The 14750-nt window shown below is 70.8% G+C and carries 15 protein-coding genes; 2 read left to right on the forward strand and 13 right to left on the reverse strand.

Features of this window, described 5'->3' with window-relative positions; genetic code table 11:
- Window positions 1-35 precede the first annotated feature (35 nt).
- The 12 genes from ACTWQC_RS25200 to ACTWQC_RS25255 all read right to left on the reverse strand — a co-directional run bounded on the left by ACTWQC_RS25200 (window position 36) and on the right by ACTWQC_RS25255 (window position 12897).
- Complete coding sequence (locus ACTWQC_RS25200; protein WP_443318077.1) at window positions 36-2552, reverse strand: RelA/SpoT family protein; 2517 nt, start codon at window positions 2550-2552, stop codon at window positions 36-38.
- Window positions 2553-2846: 294 nt separating this feature from the next.
- Window positions 2847-3389, reverse strand: coding sequence for an adenine phosphoribosyltransferase (locus ACTWQC_RS25205; protein ID WP_443318078.1), 543 nt, complete (start codon window positions 3387-3389; stop codon window positions 2847-2849).
- A gap of 23 nt (window positions 3390-3412) precedes the next feature.
- Window positions 3413-4543 (reverse strand): protein translocase subunit SecF, encoded by a 1131-nt coding sequence (gene secF / locus ACTWQC_RS25210; protein WP_443318079.1) that lies wholly within the window; start codon window positions 4541-4543, stop codon window positions 3413-3415.
- 1 nt (window position 4544) lies between these two features.
- Window positions 4545-6299, reverse strand: a complete 1755-nt coding sequence (gene secD / locus ACTWQC_RS25215) for a protein translocase subunit SecD (RefSeq protein WP_443318080.1) — start codon at window positions 6297-6299, stop codon at window positions 4545-4547.
- 150 nt (window positions 6300-6449) lie between these two features.
- On the reverse strand, window positions 6450-6995 hold the full coding sequence (gene yajC, locus ACTWQC_RS25220; RefSeq protein WP_443318081.1) for a preprotein translocase subunit YajC: 546 nt from the start codon (window positions 6993-6995) through the stop codon (window positions 6450-6452).
- A gap of 174 nt (window positions 6996-7169) precedes the next feature.
- Window positions 7170-8225: a Holliday junction branch migration DNA helicase RuvB gene (gene ruvB, locus ACTWQC_RS25225; RefSeq protein WP_443318082.1), complete on the reverse strand. Its 1056-nt coding sequence runs from the start codon at window positions 8223-8225 to the stop codon at window positions 7170-7172.
- A gap of 103 nt (window positions 8226-8328) precedes the next feature.
- On the reverse strand, window positions 8329-8943 hold the full coding sequence (ruvA, locus tag ACTWQC_RS25230; protein WP_443318083.1) for a Holliday junction branch migration protein RuvA: 615 nt from the start codon (window positions 8941-8943) through the stop codon (window positions 8329-8331).
- Window positions 8940-9497, reverse strand: a complete 558-nt coding sequence (gene ruvC, locus ACTWQC_RS25235; RefSeq protein ID WP_443318084.1) for a crossover junction endodeoxyribonuclease RuvC — start codon at window positions 9495-9497, stop codon at window positions 8940-8942. The genes ruvA and ruvC overlap by 4 nt, the downstream gene beginning before the upstream one ends.
- A 188-nt stretch (window positions 9498-9685) precedes the next feature.
- Window positions 9686-10438, reverse strand: a complete 753-nt coding sequence (locus ACTWQC_RS25240) for a YebC/PmpR family DNA-binding transcriptional regulator (protein WP_443318085.1) — start codon at window positions 10436-10438, stop codon at window positions 9686-9688.
- Between the two features lie 62 nt (window positions 10439-10500).
- On the reverse strand, window positions 10501-11091 hold the full coding sequence (gene pdxT / locus ACTWQC_RS25245; RefSeq protein ID WP_443318086.1) for a pyridoxal 5'-phosphate synthase glutaminase subunit PdxT: 591 nt from the start codon (window positions 11089-11091) through the stop codon (window positions 10501-10503).
- A gap of 107 nt (window positions 11092-11198) precedes the next feature.
- Entirely contained in the window at window positions 11199-12128 is a 930-nt protein-coding gene (gene pdxS / locus ACTWQC_RS25250) for a pyridoxal 5'-phosphate synthase lyase subunit PdxS (protein WP_443318087.1), read from the reverse strand.
- A gap of 223 nt (window positions 12129-12351) precedes the next feature.
- Entirely contained in the window at window positions 12352-12897 is a 546-nt protein-coding gene (locus ACTWQC_RS25255) for a hypothetical protein (RefSeq protein ID WP_443318088.1), read from the reverse strand.
- Window positions 12898-13052: 155 nt separating this feature from the next.
- Here ACTWQC_RS25255 and ACTWQC_RS25260 point away from each other — a divergent pair, with 155 nt between their 5' ends.
- Complete coding sequence (locus ACTWQC_RS25260) at window positions 13053-13313, forward strand: type II toxin-antitoxin system Phd/YefM family antitoxin (RefSeq protein WP_443318089.1); 261 nt, start codon at window positions 13053-13055, stop codon at window positions 13311-13313.
- The gene (locus ACTWQC_RS25265; RefSeq protein WP_443318090.1) at window positions 13310-13579 is read left to right on the forward strand and encodes a type II toxin-antitoxin system RelE family toxin; all 270 of its coding nucleotides are present in this window, start codon (window positions 13310-13312) and stop codon (window positions 13577-13579) included. The genes ACTWQC_RS25260 and ACTWQC_RS25265 overlap by 4 nt, the downstream gene beginning before the upstream one ends.
- A gap of 5 nt (window positions 13580-13584) precedes the next feature.
- Here ACTWQC_RS25265 and ACTWQC_RS25270 read toward each other — a convergent pair whose 3' ends face one another.
- Window positions 13585-14748: a glycosyltransferase family 4 protein gene (locus ACTWQC_RS25270; protein ID WP_443318091.1), complete on the reverse strand. Its 1164-nt coding sequence runs from the start codon at window positions 14746-14748 to the stop codon at window positions 13585-13587.
- Window positions 14749-14750 lie beyond the last annotated feature (2 nt).

The raw sequence follows: 14750 nt of genomic DNA on the forward strand, positions 1-14750 counted from the left end.
CGCCATGCGCCGGGGGCAGCTTCACGAGGTGGATGTCATGGCCTGCGGGCGGACGTCACGCGGTAGACGTCGTAGACGCCTTCCACGCCCCGTACGGCCTTCAGCACATGGCCCAGATGCTTCGGGTCGCCCATCTCGAACGTGAAGCGGGACGTGGCGACCCGGTCGCGGGAGGTCTGGACGGCCGCGGAGAGGATGTTGACGTGCTGGTCGGACAGCACGCGTGTGACATCGGAGAGCAGCCGGGAGCGGTCCAGCGCCTCGACCTGGATGGCGACCAGGAAGACCGAGGACTGCGTGGGCGCCCACTCGACCTCGAGGATCCGCTCGGGCTGCTGCGACAGCGAGTCGACGTTCACGCAGTCGGCGCGGTGAACCGATACGCCACTGCCGCGCGTGACGAAGCCGATGATCGGGTCGCCGGGTACGGGCGTACAACAGCGGGCGAGCTTGACCCACACGTCGTCGACACCCTTGACGACCACACCGGGGTCCGCACTGGACCGGCGCTTGGTGCGGCGCTGGATCGGCGGTGCGGTCTCGGCGATGTCCTCGTTGGCCGCCTCCTCGCCGCCCAGCGCCTGAACGAGCTTCTGCACGACGTTCTGCGCCGAGACATGGCTCTCGCCGATGGCCGCGTAGAGCGCCGAGATGTCCGGGTAGCGCATCTCGTGCGCGAGCGTGACGAGCGAGTCGCCGGTGAGGATCCGCTGGATCGGCAGGTTCTGCTTGCGCATCGCCCGCACGATGGCGTCCTTGCCCTGCTCGATCGCCTCGTCACGGCGCTCCTTGGAGAACCACGCGCGGATCTTGTTGCGGGCGCGCGGGGACTTGACGAAGCCCAGCCAGTCGCGGGACGGGCCCGCGCCGGGCGCCTTGGAGGTGAAAACCTCCACCAAGTCGCCGTTGTCCAGGGTCGATTCGAGCGGTACGAGCCGCCCGTTGACCCGGGCCCCTATGGTGCGGTGGCCGACCTCGGTGTGCACGGCGTACGCGAAGTCGACGGGCGTGGCGCCCGCGGGCAGCGCTATGACATCGCCCTTGGGGGTGAAGACGAAGACCTCGTTGCGGGAGAGGTCGAAGCGCAGGGACTCCAGGAACTCGCCCGGGTCCTCGGTCTCCTTCTGCCAGTCCAGCAACTGCCGCAGCCACGCCATGTCGTTGATGGCGTCTTCCTTGCCTGCCTTGCTCCTCGGCGCGTCGCTGCGCACCTTGGAGGCACCGGCGACGGCCTCCTGCTTGTACTTCCAGTGGGCGGCGATGCCGTACTCGGCGCGGCGGTGCATGTCGAAGGTGCGGATCTGCAGCTCGACCGGTTTGCCGCTGGGCCCGATGACCGTCGTGTGCAGCGACTGGTACATGTTGAACTTGGGCATCGCGATGTAGTCCTTGAACCGCCCGGGCACCGGGTTCCACCGCGCGTGGATGGTCCCGAGCGCCGCGTAGCAGTCGCGGACGGTGTCGACGAGGACGCGGATGCCCACCAGGTCGTAGATCTCCGCGAAGTCGCGGCCGCGGACGATCATCTTCTGGTAGACGGAGTAGTAGTGCTTCGGCCGCCCCGTGACGGTCGCCTTGATCCGGGCCGCGCGCAGGTCGCCCTGCACCTGGTCGGTGACGACCGCCAGGTACTCGTCGCGCTTGGGCGCGCGCTCGGCGACGAGCCGCACGATCTCGTCGTACATCTTGGGGTAGAGGATCGCGAAGGCGAGGTCCTCGAGCTCCCACTTGATGGTGTTCATGCCCAGGCGGTGCGCCAGCGGGGCGTAGATCTCGAGGGTCTCGCGGGCCTTCTTCTCCTGCTTCTCCCGCTTCAGGTAGCGCATGGTGCGCATGTTGTGCAGGCGGTCGGCGAGCTTGATGACCAGGACGCGCGGGTCCTTGGCCATGGCGACGACCATCTTGCGTACGGTCTCGGCCTGCGCGGCCTCGCCGAACTTGACCTTGTCCAGCTTGGTGACGCCGTCGACCAGCAGGGCGACCTGGTCACCGAAGTCGCGGCGCAGGGTGTCCAGGCCGTACTCGGTGTCCTCGACGGTGTCGTGCAGCAGGCCCGCCATCAGCGTCGCCGGGTCCATGCCGAGCTCGGCGAGGATCGTCGTCACGGCAAGCGGGTGCGTGATGTACGGGTCGCCGCTCTTGCGCTTCTGCCCGCGGTGCCAGCGCTCGGCGACCTGGTAGGCCTTCTCGATCTGGCGGAGCGTCGCCGCCTCGATCTTCGGGTCGTTGCTGCGGACGATCCGCAGCAGCGGTTCGAGGACCGGGTTGTACGGGCTGGAGCGCTGCACGCCGAGGCGGGCGAGGCGGGCGCGGACCCGGTTGGAGGAGGCGGACCTGGCGGCGGGGCCCTGCGCCGGACGGCCTGCCGGGGAGGATCCGGTGGTGCCGGTCACGGCGCCGTTCGGCCGCTCGGCCGGAGGCTCGGGCGTGGCCGCGGGAGTCGCAGGGGTCGCAGGCGCGGGCGTACCCTCCGCGGCGGCGGCGGAGTCGCCGGCCTCGGCGGTGGGCTGCTCCGGTTGCGCGGCGGCAAGCGGCTGGGCCTTGTCGGGCAAGAGCACTCCTCGGGTGTGCCCCTCCTCGCCGACGGCGTGCCAGGAGGGATCGTCCGGCCCTCCGATCAGGTCCGGAGATCCCCATGGTATCGACCCGGCGCGCGGAACAAGCCGGGAGCCGGGCAGCGGGGGCACGGCGAAGGGGCGGGCACCCGGTCCTGCGGGCGTCCGCCCCTTGCGCCGGTACGAGTCGTCCGTACGGGCTGTGCCTGCGCTGTCCCGGAGCGTGATCCACGACTGATCTCAGCCATGATCCCAGGCGGTGATCTCAGCCGTGACCTCAGACCGTGATCATCAGACCGTGATCAGGGCCTCCAGCGGAGCGCCTTCGAGTGCGGGCTCGAGGCGGTCCCTGCCGGAGAGGAAGCCGAGTTCCATGAGGACCGCGACGCCCGCGACCTTCGCGCCCGCTCTGCGGATGAGCTGCATCGAGGCCTCGACGGTGCCGCCGGTGGCGAGCACATCGTCGATGATCATGATCCGGTCGTCGGCCGTGAGGTCCTCGGCGTGCACCTCGATCTCGGCGATGCCGTACTCCAGCTCGTACGCCTGCGAGAGAGTCGCGCCGGGCAGCTTGCCCGCCTTGCGGACGGGCACGAAGCCGAGACCCGCCTGGAGCGCCGCGGGCGCGGCCAGGATGAAGCCGCGCGCCTCCAGGCCGACGACCTTCGTGGCGCCGTGCCGGACGCACAGCTCCGCGAGCGCCTCGGTCAGGGCGCCGAAGGCCGCCGGATCGGCGAGCAGCGGGGTGATGTCCTTGAACATCTGAACGCCCGGCTCCGGAAAGTCCGACACGTCCCGGATGCGGGCGAGGAGCCGGTCCTTCAGGTCTTCCATGGGCGCCTCCCGCTCCACTGCCGTCACCGGCGCTTCCCCGACGGGCGGCCGCGGCGGCCGCCGCCGCTGCGGGGCGCCGGGCGGCCGCGCTGGCCGACCACGGCCGCGGCCTCCTCGCCGCCCGGGACGGCGTCCTCCGGGGCGGCGTCCTGCGGCGCGCCTTCCGGCTCGTTCTCGGCCTTGGCCGCGGCGGAGACGCGCTTGGCGTGCACCCGCTTGGCCAGGGCCTTCATCGCCGGCTCGCGCTCCTTCAGGTCGGCGACCAGCGGCGTTGCGATGAAGATCGAGGAGTACGCGCCGGCGGCCAGGCCGACGAACAGCGACAGCGAGATGTCGTTGAGCATGCCGCCGCCGAGCACACCGCCGCCGATGAACAGCAGGCCCGCGACCGGCAGCAGCGCCACGACCGTGGTGTTGATGGAGCGGACCAGGGTCGCGTTGAGGCTGCGGTTGGCGATCTCGCTGTACGTGTAGCGAGTCTGCTTGGTGATGTCCTTGCTGGCTTCCTTCAGACCGTCGAAGACGACGACGGTGTCGTAGAGGGAGTAGCCGAGAATCGTCAGCAGACCGATGACGGTGCCCGGGGTGACCTCGAAGCCGACGAGGGCGTAGATGCCGACGGTGATCGTGAGGTCGTGGATCAGGGCGACCAGGGCGGCCAGCGCCATCCGCCACTCGAAGGCGATGGCCAGATAGACCACCACGAGCGCCATGAAGATGCCCAGGCCCAGCCAGGCCTTGTTGGCGATCTGCTCGCCCCAGCTCGGGCCGACCAGTTCGGCGTTGATGTCCTGCGCCGGGATGCCGAAGTCCTCTGCCAGATCCTCACGGATCTGGTCGGCCTTCGCGGTGTCGACCTCGCTGATCTGGATGCGCAGGGCGTCGCCGCCGAGCTGCTGCACGATGGCGGCGTGCCCGGAGGCCTTCTCGGCCTCCTCCTGGGCGTGGGTGACGGAGACGCTGGTCTTCGGGGTGGTGAAGACCGCGCCGCCGGAGAACTCGATGCCCATGTTCAGCCCGCGGACCCCGAGCCCGACGATGGCCGTGATGGTGATGAGGACGGACAGGCCGTACCAGATCATCCGCTTGCCGACGAAGTCGTAGCCGACCTCGCCGCGGTAGAGGCGGGCGCCGATGCTGCCAAGGCGCGACATCTCACGCCTCCTTCGGGTCGGTCGGGACGGCGGGGGTACGGCGGCCTCGGCGCAGCGGGGGTTTGACGCCGAGCCGCTTCGGGTCCAGGCCGGACCATGGATGGCCGCTCGCGAAGAACTTCCGCCGGGCCAGGAGTGTCATCAGCGGCTTGGTGAAGAGGAACACCACGACGACATCGAGCAGCGTGGTGAGGCCGAGGGTGAAGGCGAAACCCTGCACCTTGCCGACCGTGACGACGAACAGCACGGCGGCGGCCAGGAAGGACACGAAGTCGGACACCAGGATGGTGCGCCGGGCCCGCGGCCAGCCGCGCTCGACCGCCGGGCGGAGCGTGCGGCCCTCGCGGATCTCGTCCCGGATGCGCTCGAAGTACACGATGAACGAGTCGGCGGTGATACCGATCGCCACGATCGCACCGCAGACCGCCGGCAGGTTCAGCGCGAAGCCGATACCGGGGCCGAGGAGCGTCATGATCGTGTAGGTGAGGGCCGCGGAGACCATCAGGCTGAGGATGGCGACGAACGCCAGGCCGCGGTAGTACGCCACGAGGTAGATGATCACCAACGCGAGGCCGATGGCACCGGCGATGAGGCCGGCCTGCAGCTGCTCGCCGCCGAGCGCGGCGGACACGGTGGTGACGCTGGACTCGTCGAAGGTCAGCGGCAGCGCGCCGTACGACAGGACGTTGGCGAGGTCCTCGGCGCTCTGCTGGGTGAAGCTGCCGGAGATCTCGGCGTTGCCGCCGGTGATCGCAGTGGAGACGCTGGGCGCGGAGACGACCTCGCCGTCCAGGACGATGGCGAACTGGTTCTGCGGCTGCTGCTTGGACGCCAGCTTGCCGGTGGAGTCCGCGAACTTCTTGGCGCCCTTGTCGTTGAAGTCGAGCGTGACGATCCAGCCGGTGCCCCGCTGCTGGTCGAAGGCGGCCTTCGCGTCGTCGACGTCGACGCCCTCGACGTCGGCAGGGCCGAGCGCGTACTTCGCGGCCCCGTCCTCGCTGCACGCGACGGTGGCGTCGGCCGGCTTGTCGCCCTGACCCGCCTGCGCCCGCGTCTCGGGCTTCGAGCAGTCCAGCGCGGCGAGCTTCTTCTGCAGGTCGGCGGGGATGCCGGCGCCCGGCTGCGGCTCGGGGGCCGGGGGCTGGGACGGCTGGCCGGAGGGCGAGGGGGCCGCCTTCGGCGATTCGTCCGCCTTGAGCGCGCCGGTGACGGCGCGGCCCTGGGTGGTGGCGCTCGAGGAGGGCGTGGCCGAGGACGTGGCCTCGTCGCCGCTGCTCGCCTTCTCGCCGCCGCCCTTGGCCTTGTCCGTGCCCGAGGGGCTCTTGGAGGGCTCAGGGGTCTTGGTGCCCTGGGCGATCGTCAGCACCGGGCGGAAGTAGAGCTGGGCGGTCGTGCCGACCTGCTCCCTGGCCTGCTTCTCGTTCGTTCCCCGGGGGATGTTGACGATGATGTTCTTGTCGCCCTGAGTCTGGACCTCGGCCTCGGAGACGCCAAGACCGTTGACGCGGCGCTCGATGATCCCGACCGCGGTGTTCATGTTGGTCGGGTTGATCGCGTTCTTCTCGCCCGGCTGGTTCTTCGCCGTGAGCGTGATGCTCGTGCCGCCGGCGAGGTCGATGCCCAGTCGCGGCGTGGTGTGCCCGGAGAGGAACATCCCCCCGGTGAGCGCCACGATGGCGATCAGGATCAGCGCCAGGGCGCGCCCCGGCCTGCCCTGGGCCCCCGAGGACCTCCGGCCCTTCTTCGGTGCTGCCACCTTCTCGTTTCTCCCTGTCCAACCGCTCCGCATCGGTCGTCGTACGCGGGCGGCCACGAAGTGGTGTGGGGACGGCGCCCCGCCGATGCCTGGACCGTCCTGGGACCGCGCCGCGCACCCCGGCGGGTGCGGCGCGGTCCCAGGGCCGGGCTACTTCGCGTCGGCGTCGCCGTCCTTCTTGCCGTCCTTTGCCTCGGCGACGTCGGCAGCATCGGCGGGCTCGGCCTCGGCGTCGGGGGCGTCGGAGGCGTCGGACTTGCCGAGGTCGATGCGCGGCTTGTCACCGTCCGCGGGGTCGGCAGGGGCGACCGGGGCGGCGGGGGTCTCTTCGGAGATCAGCGAGGAGGCGTCGTCCGGGACGACCGGGCCGTCGGCCTTGAGGTCTCCGTCGACCTTGAGGTCGCCGTCGGGGTCGATGCCGTGGACGATGCGGTTGTACTCGGCGTCCTCGAGGACGGCGCCGACGGAGTTCTTCGCGTAGACCGCGTGCACGCCGGGGGCGACCTCGAGGAGGACCGTGTCGTCGCCGACCTCCTTGACGGTGGCATACATGCCGCCGATCGTGCGGATGCCGGTGCCGGGCTGCATCTGGTTGCGCATCTGCATGGCCTGGCGCTGCTTGTTCTTCGCGGACCGGGTCATCAGGAACATGGCCCCGATCAGCACGATGAACGGGAGGAGGGTCACGATATTCACGGGCCGGAAATCCTTCACACGACCGCTCGAGCGGCGGCCTGGTATTCGGGGGTGGGCACGCCGTCCCACAAAGACGGCATCGGCGGAGTCTAAGCGAGTCCGCACCTACGGAACAACGCCCAGCATGTCACCCGGGTTCCGGAACGGGCGAGTCTCCGCGCCGTAACCGTACCGTTACATACCGAACAGGCCCGGTTGCCCCGGTGCCCCGCCGCCCTGCTGCGGCGGTACGAGACCCAGGTGCTCCCAGGCCGCGGGCGTCGCGATCCTCCCTCGCGGCGTCCGGGCCAGCAGTCCTTCGCGTACGAGGAAGGGCTCGGCGACCTCCTCCACCGTCTCCCGCTCCTCCCCCACGGCCACGGAGAGGGTGGACAGGCCGACCGGGCCACCGCCGAAGAGCTTGAGCAGCGCGCCGAGCACGGCGCGGTCGAGGCGGTCGAGACCGCGCGCGTCGACCTCGTACACCCCCAGGGCCGCGGCCGCCACCTCGCGGGTGACGACGCCGTCCGCCTTGACCTGGGCGTAGTCGCGGACGCGGCGCAGCAGGCGGTTGGCGATACGGGGGGTGCCGCGGGAGCGGCCCGCGATCTCGGCAGCGCCCTCGGGTTCGATGTCGACGTCGAGGAGGCGGGCGGAGCGGTGGATGACCCGCTCGAGCTCGGCCGGCTCGTAGAAGTCCATGTGGCCGGTGAAGCCGAACCGGTCGCGGAGCGGGGGCGGCAGCAGCCCGGCCCGGGTGGTGGCGCCGACGAGCGTGAAGGGCGGCAGCTCGAGCGGGATGGCGGTGGCCCCCGGGCCCTTGCCGACGATCACGTCGACCCGGAAGTCCTCCATCGCCATGTAGAGCATCTCCTCGGCGGGGCGGGACATCCGGTGGATCTCGTCGAGGAACAGGACCTCACCTTCGGTGAGGGAGGAGAGGATCGCGGCGAGGTCTCCCGCGTGCTGGATGGCGGGGCCCGAGGTGATACGGATCGGGGCGCCCATCTCGGCCGCGATGATCATGGAGAGGGTGGTCTTGCCGAGGCCGGGGGCGCCGGAGAGCAGGACGTGGTCAGCGGTCGCGCCGCGCGCCCGCGCTGCGCGCAGCACGAGGTCGAGTTGCTCGCGCACGCGCTCCTGGCCGATGAACTCGTCCAGGTCCTTGGGGCGCAGGGCGGACTCGACTGCCTGGTCCTCGCCGTCGGCGGCGGGCGCCACGAGGCGGTCTTCGCCGTCTTCCCAGTTCACTGCGTTGCTCCCATGTGGCTGGCGTTTCGTACTGTGCTGCACGCCGGTGGCACGAGGCCGTGCCCCGTCCCGCCCAACGGGACGATCTCCCACAGCCACGCGTTCATCGCGCGCGGTTCAGCGTCTGAAGAGCCGCCCTGAGCAGCTGACTCACCTGTGGCGGGCTGTCCGTGGCTTCGGCCTGCGGGGTGACTGCCACCACCGCGTCCTCCGCCTCCCGCGTGGCATACCCCAAACCGACCAGGGCGGCGTGCAGTTGGTCGCGCCAGCCCGCGGCCGCCGAGGCCGCGCCGCCGGAGGCCCGAACCGGTCCCGTCGGCTCGCCGAGCCGGTCCTTCAGCTCCAGCAGCAGCCGCTGCGCGCCCTTCTTGCCGATGCCGGGCACCGCGGTGAGCGCCTTCTCGTCGCCCGTGGCGACGGCGCGCCGCAGCGCGTCCGGGGAGTGCACGGCGAGCATCGCCTGGGCGAGCCGCGGGCCGACCCCGCTCGCGGTCTGCAGCAGCTCGAAGATCTGCCGCTCGTCGTCGTCCGCGAAGCCGTACAGCGTGAGCGAGTCCTCGCGGACGACCAGGGAGGTGGCGAGGCGGGCCTGCCGGCCGACGCGCAGCCCGGAGAGGGTGTTCGGGGTGCACTGGACCGCCATGCCGACCCCGCCGACCTCGACGACCGCGCTGTCCGGGGCGAGGGCGGCGACCGGGCCGCTGACGAAGGCGATCATGGCGTGACCTTCCGTACGGGCGCTGGGGGGATGCGGGAGGGACGGGCTGCGGCGGCGTGCGCCTGCTGGAGGCGGCCCAGCGCGGGCGCGCGCCAGATGTGGCAGATCGCGAGGGCCAACGCATCGGCGGCGTCCGCCGGTTTGGGCGGCGCGTTCAGCCTCAGCAGCCGGGTGACCATCGTCCCGACCTGTGCCTTGTCCGCGCGGCCGCTGCCGGTGACGGCGGCCTTGACCTCGCTGGGGGTGTACAGCGCGACCGGCAGCCCGCGGCGCGAGGCGCAGAGCATCGCGACGGCGCTCGCCTGCGCGGTGCCCATGACCGTACGGACATTGTGCTGGCTGAACACCCGCTCCACGGCGACGCATTCGGGCCGGTGCTCGTCCAGCCACTGCTCCATGCCGCGCTCGATGAGGACCAGCCGCTCGCCGATGTCCGCGTCGGCCGGGGTCCGTACGACGCCGACGCCGAGCATCGTCAGGGCCCGGCCCGCGACGCCCTCGACCACGCCGATGCCGCACCGGGTCAGCCCCGGGTCGACCCCGAGCACGCGCATCAACGGCCCCTTCTTGCGGCTAAACCGCCGCCGCTCTCGCGGATGTGGTTGATCGCCGTTGGGGTTCCTCAATTGATGGTTGGGGTCCCAGGCGACGATCTTCGACTGTCATCGTCAGGCTATCCGGTGGCACCGACAACGACGGCGGGCCGGGGGACGTGTCCCACCGGCCCGCCATCGGAGCGAGTTCAGGCTTCGACCTTCTCCATGATGTCGTCGGCGACATCGAAGTTGGCGAAGACGTTCTGCACGTCGTCGCTGTCCTCGAGCGCGTCGATCAGCTTGAAGATCTTGCGCGCGCCTTCCTCGTCGAGCTCAACCTGCATGGTGGGCACGAAGTTGGCGTCGGCCGAGTCGTAGTCGATGCCCGCCTCCTGGAGCGCGGTGCGCACCGCCACGAGATCGGTGGCCTCGCTGATGACCTCGAAGTTCTCGTCGAGGTCGTTGACTTCCTCGGCGCCCGCGTCCAGGACCGCGGCCAGCACGTCGTCCTCGGTCAGCTCGCCCTTGGGGACGATCACGACGCCCTTGCGGTTGAAGAGGTACGACACCGAGCCCGGGTCGGCCATCGAGCCGCCGTTGCGAGTCATCGCGACGCGCACGTCGGAGGCGGCGCGGTTGCGGTTGTCGGTCAGACACTCGACGAGCACCGCGACGCCGTTCGGGCCGTAACCCTCGTACATGATCGTCTCGTAGTCGGCGCCGCCGGCCTCGAGGCCTGCGCCGCGCTTGACCGCGCTGTCGATGTTCTTGTTCGGCACCGAGCTCTTCTTCGCCTTCTGGATGGCGTCGAAGAGGGTCGGGTTACCGTCCGGGTCGGCGCCGCCCGTGCGGGCAGCGACCTCGATGTTCTTGATCAGCTTCGCGAAGAGCTTGCCGCGCTTGGCGTCGATCACGGCCTTCTTGTGCTTCGTCGTAGCCCATTTAGAGTGGCCGGACATCCGCCTGTCTCCTTCACGTAACCAATTCCTGAGCGAACCCCAGTGATCCTACCGGGATCCGATTACCCAGCTGTGCGCACCGTTTCCACGAACAGCCGGTGAACCCGGTGATCGCCGGTCAGCTCCGGGTGGAAGGACGTGGCGAGCACGCTGCCCTGCCGTACGGCGACGATGTGGCCTTCGTGCGTGGCCAGCACATCGGCGTTCCCGCCGACGGACTCCACCCACGGAGCGCGGATGAAGACGCCCTCGACCGGGCCGCCCTCGATCCCGGCGAAGTCCACCGCGGCCTCGAAGGACTCGTTCTGGCGCCCGAAGGCGTTGCGGCGCACGATCATGTCGATGCCGCCCAGGGTCTCCTGGTCGTCCCGGCCGTCCAGGATCTTGTCCGCGAGCATGATCATCCCAGCGCAGGTGCCGTACGTGGGCATCCCGGCCCGTACGCGCTCGCGCAGCGGCTCCAGCAGGCCGAAGGTGACCGCCAGCTTGGACATCGTGGTCGACTCGCCGCCGGGGATCACCAGGCCGTCGACCTCCGCGAGCTCCTCGGCGCGGCGGACCGGGCGGGCCAGGGCGTCGGCCTCGGCGAGTGCGACCAGGTGCTCACGGACGTCGCCCTGGAGGGCGAGGACGCCGATGACGGGGTTGGACACGGGGTGAAACCTCTCTGCAGATCGCAGGTCGTGGGGCGTGGGTCGTGGGTTCTACGGCCGGTGGGCGGCGCGCGGGGTCCGCGGGCCGCCCACCAGGTGAAGATCGCTTACCAGCCGCGGTTGGCGTAGCGCTCCGTCTCGGGGAGGGTGTCGCAGTTGATGCCGACCATGGCCTCGCCCAGGCCGCGGGAGGCGTCCGCGATGATCTTGGGGTCGTCGTAGAAGGTCGTCGCCTTCACGATCGCGGCGGCGCGCTTGGCCGGGTCGCCGGACTTGAAGATGCCGGAGCCGACGAAGACGCCCTCGGCGCCGAGCTGGCGCATGAGCGCGGCGTCGGCCGGGGTGGCGACGCCACCGGCAGAGAAGAGCACGACCGGCAGCTTGCCGAGCTCCGCGACCTCCTTGACCAGCTCGTACGGGGCGCGCAGCTCCTTCGCCGCGGCGTACAGCTCGTTGTGGTCGAGGGTGGTGAGGCGGCCGATCTCCTGCTTGATCTGGCGCAGGTGGCGCACGGCCTCGACGACGTTGCCGGTACCGGCCTCGCCCTTGGAGCGGATCATGGCCGCGCCCTCGGCGATCCGGCGCAGGGCCTCGCCCAGGTTGGTGGCACCGCAGACGAAGGGAGTGGTGAAGGCCCACTTGTCGCTGTGGTTGACCTCGTCCGCCGGGGTGAGGACCTCGGACTCGTCGATGTAGTCCACGCCGAGCGCCTGGAGGACCTGGGCCTCGACGAAGTGGCCGATCCGGGACTTGGCCATGACCGGGATGGAGACGGCGTCGATGATGCCCTCGATCATGTCCGGGTCGGACATCCGGGCCACGCCGCCGTCCTTGCGGATGTCGGCGGGCACCCGCTCCAGGGCCATGACCGCCACCGCACCGGCGTCCTCGGCGATCTTCGCCTGCTCCGGGGTGACGACGTCCATGATCACGCCGCCCTTGAGCTGCTCGGCCATGCCGCGCTTCACGCGCGCGGTGCCGGTCTCGGGGGTCCCGTTGGGAGCGATCGAAGACGTGCTGGGGGGCGTGCTGGACACGGTTTGACCTCACTCGACGACGAATGTGCGATTGAGCCCATCGTAGGCCCGTTCGATACCCGACCCTGACCGGCCATCCGGTCCAGGTGGGCCGCCGCACTACTACGGATAAGACAAAAGCGCCGGCGGCCGCTTCGCCACAAGGGCCAATCGCGGCCCGGTGGCCCGCTCCCCGGGGTTGCCGGGGGCGGCCGGGGTTTCCATGGTTGCCGGAGCCGGGCCCTCAGTGGCCGGTTCGTCCGGCCAGCGCGGCCGGGGGCTCGTCGTCCATCTCGAAGGCGAGCGGGAACGGCGCGTGGCCTGCGAGCCGGAACCAGCGCACCTTACGGTGCCGTCGCAGCGCCCGGGCCGCGCGCACCGCGTCGTTGTGGAAACGCCGCGCCATCGGGACCCGGCGAACCGCGGCCGACAGCTCCCCGACCGCCTCCTCGCCCCCGGGCGCCTCCCGTACGGCCTCGACCTGCGGGGCCTCGGCGAACACGGCGCGCAGCGCCTGGCTGAGCTCGCTCTCGGCGACCTCGCGCTGCTCCTCCTCGGCCTGGCGGGCGGCGTGTGCCGCCTGGTAGAGCACGATCGACGCGGCCGGGTCGAGGACGCCGGAAGTCGCCACCTCCTGCGCCACGGAGGCGCGGCGCAGCAGTTGCGCGTCGAGCGCGGCGCGGGCGGCGTCGATACGGGCGTGCAGCCGGTCGAGCCGCCCCGCGGTCCAGCTCAGGTACAGGCCGATCGCGACGAGCGCCACCGCGATCCAGATCAATGTCGAGGTCACGGGCGGCAAGGCTACCGCCGCTTGCGGCGGACACCGCCCGGAGTCTTCGCAGCCCGGCGGGGCAGCGGGGCGCGGGTGGGGCGCGCACTGCTGGAGCCGGAACCGGGCACGCTCACCGCTGGCGGCGTGTACACGCCTCCGCGTACACTTCAGGCATGTCCGACGCATTGAGCATCCGCGAGACCCGGACCAGGCTCGCCAAGATCCTGGACAAGGCCGAGGCCGGCGAGGCCACCGTCATCACCCGCAACGGCACTCCCGTCGCCGCGATCGTCCCGATGGACGAGTACAGTGCCCTCGAGGAGGCCGCCGACGAACTGCTCGCCCGCGAGGCAGTCCAGCATCTCGGCGAACCGACCGTCTCAATGGCGGAGGTCCTCGCCGATCTGTTCAGCGAGGACCACGACGCCGCATGAAGTACGCGTTCCGGTTCACTGCCACCGCTCAGCGGCAGCTGCGAGCCATCCCGCGGCACGATGCGATGCGAATCCTCACCGCCCTCACCCGCCTCGGCGACGATCCATATCGCAGTGACGCGGACGTGAAGAAACTGACCGGACACGACGGGCTCTACCGGCTGCGCGTGGAGGACTATCGCGTGGCCTACTCCATCGACGACGGACAACTGATCGTTCTTGTTGTCAAGGTCGGCCACCGTCGCGACGTGTACAAGTCCCTTTGACGGCCTTAGTCGCGGGCGAGGCCGAAGCGGGCTCGTAGGCCCGTCGTGCGGTCGTCGGCCGCCACCGAGGCCGCGCCGTCGGTCACCGTCTCGTAGACCGCCAGGATGTCCGCGCCGACCGTCGACCAGTCGAACCGCCGTACGTGCCGCCTGCCCCGTTCACGCAGCTCCGCCCGGCGCACCGGGTCGCCCAGCAGCCGTACCGCGGCGGTCGCGAGCCCGTCGGCGTCCTCGCAGGCGAACAGCTCCCCCGCCGCTCCCCCGTCCAGCACCTGCGCGAAGGCGTCCAGGTCGCTGGCGAGAACCGGAGCGCCCGCCGACATCGCCTCGACGAGGATGATCCCGAAGGACTCGCCGCCGGTGTTCGGCGCCACGTACAGGTCCACGCTGCGCAGCAGCCGCGCCTTGTCCTCGTCGCTGACCATGCCGAGGAACTCCACGCGCTCGCACACCTCGGCCGGCAGCCCGGCCACGGCTTCCTTCTCGTCGCCGCGCCCCGCGACCAGCAGCCTGGCCTCCGGCCGCTCCTCAAGGATCCGGGGCAAGGCCTTCATGAGCACCGGCAGGCCCTTGCGCGGCTCGTCGATGCGCCCGATGAAGCCGATCGTCTCCCCCTGCCACTCCGATTTGGGCTCGGCGTCCGCGAAGAAGCCGACGTCCACGCCGTTGGGGATCACCACCGCGTCGCCGCCGAGGTGTTCCACGAGCGTGCGCCGGGCGTACTCGCTCACCGCGATGCGGGCGCTGATCTTCTCCAGCGCCGCCTGCAGGATCGCGTACGCGGCGACCATCGCACGGGAGCGCGGGTTGGAGGTGTGGAAGGTGGCGACGATCGGACCCTGCGCGGCCCAGCAGGACAGCAGGCCGAGCGAGGGCGAGGCGGGTTCGTGGATGTGCAGCACGTCGAAGTCACCGTCGTGCAGCCAGCGGCGCACGCGCGCGGCGGACAGGAAGCCGAAGTTGAGGCGGGCGACGGAGCCGTTGTACGGCACGGGCACGGCGCGGCCCGCCGAGACGACGTACGGCGGCAGCGGGGTCTCGTCGTCCGCCGGGGCCAGCACGGACACCCCGTGGCCACGGCGGATCAGATGCTCGGCCAGGTCCCGGATGTGGAACTGGACGCCGCCCGGCACATCCCAGGAGTACGGGCAGACGATGCCGATCCTCAAGG

This window comes from Streptomyces sp. 8N616 (genome assembly GCF_052246385.1).
In the GTDB taxonomy this organism is placed as follows: domain Bacteria; phylum Actinomycetota; class Actinomycetes; order Streptomycetales; family Streptomycetaceae; genus Streptomyces.

Coding starts and splice junctions, on each gene's coding strand:
- ACTWQC_RS25260 (WP_443318089.1), top strand. CDS start 13,053: ATGTCCGACGCATTGAGCATCCGCGAGACCCGGACCAGGCTCGCCAAG.
- secF (WP_443318079.1), bottom strand. CDS start 4,543: ATGTCGCGCCTTGGCAGCATCGGCGCCCGCCTCTACCGCGGCGAGGTC.
- ruvA (WP_443318083.1), bottom strand. CDS start 8,943: ATGATCGCCTTCGTCAGCGGCCCGGTCGCCGCCCTCGCCCCGGACAGC.
- ACTWQC_RS25205 (WP_443318078.1), bottom strand. CDS start 3,389: ATGGAAGACCTGAAGGACCGGCTCCTCGCCCGCATCCGGGACGTGTCG.
- ruvC (WP_443318084.1), bottom strand. CDS start 9,497: ATGCGCGTGCTCGGGGTCGACCCGGGGCTGACCCGGTGCGGCATCGGC.
- ACTWQC_RS25265 (WP_443318090.1), top strand. CDS start 13,310: ATGAAGTACGCGTTCCGGTTCACTGCCACCGCTCAGCGGCAGCTGCGA.
- ACTWQC_RS25240 (WP_443318085.1), bottom strand. CDS start 10,438: ATGTCCGGCCACTCTAAATGGGCTACGACGAAGCACAAGAAGGCCGTG.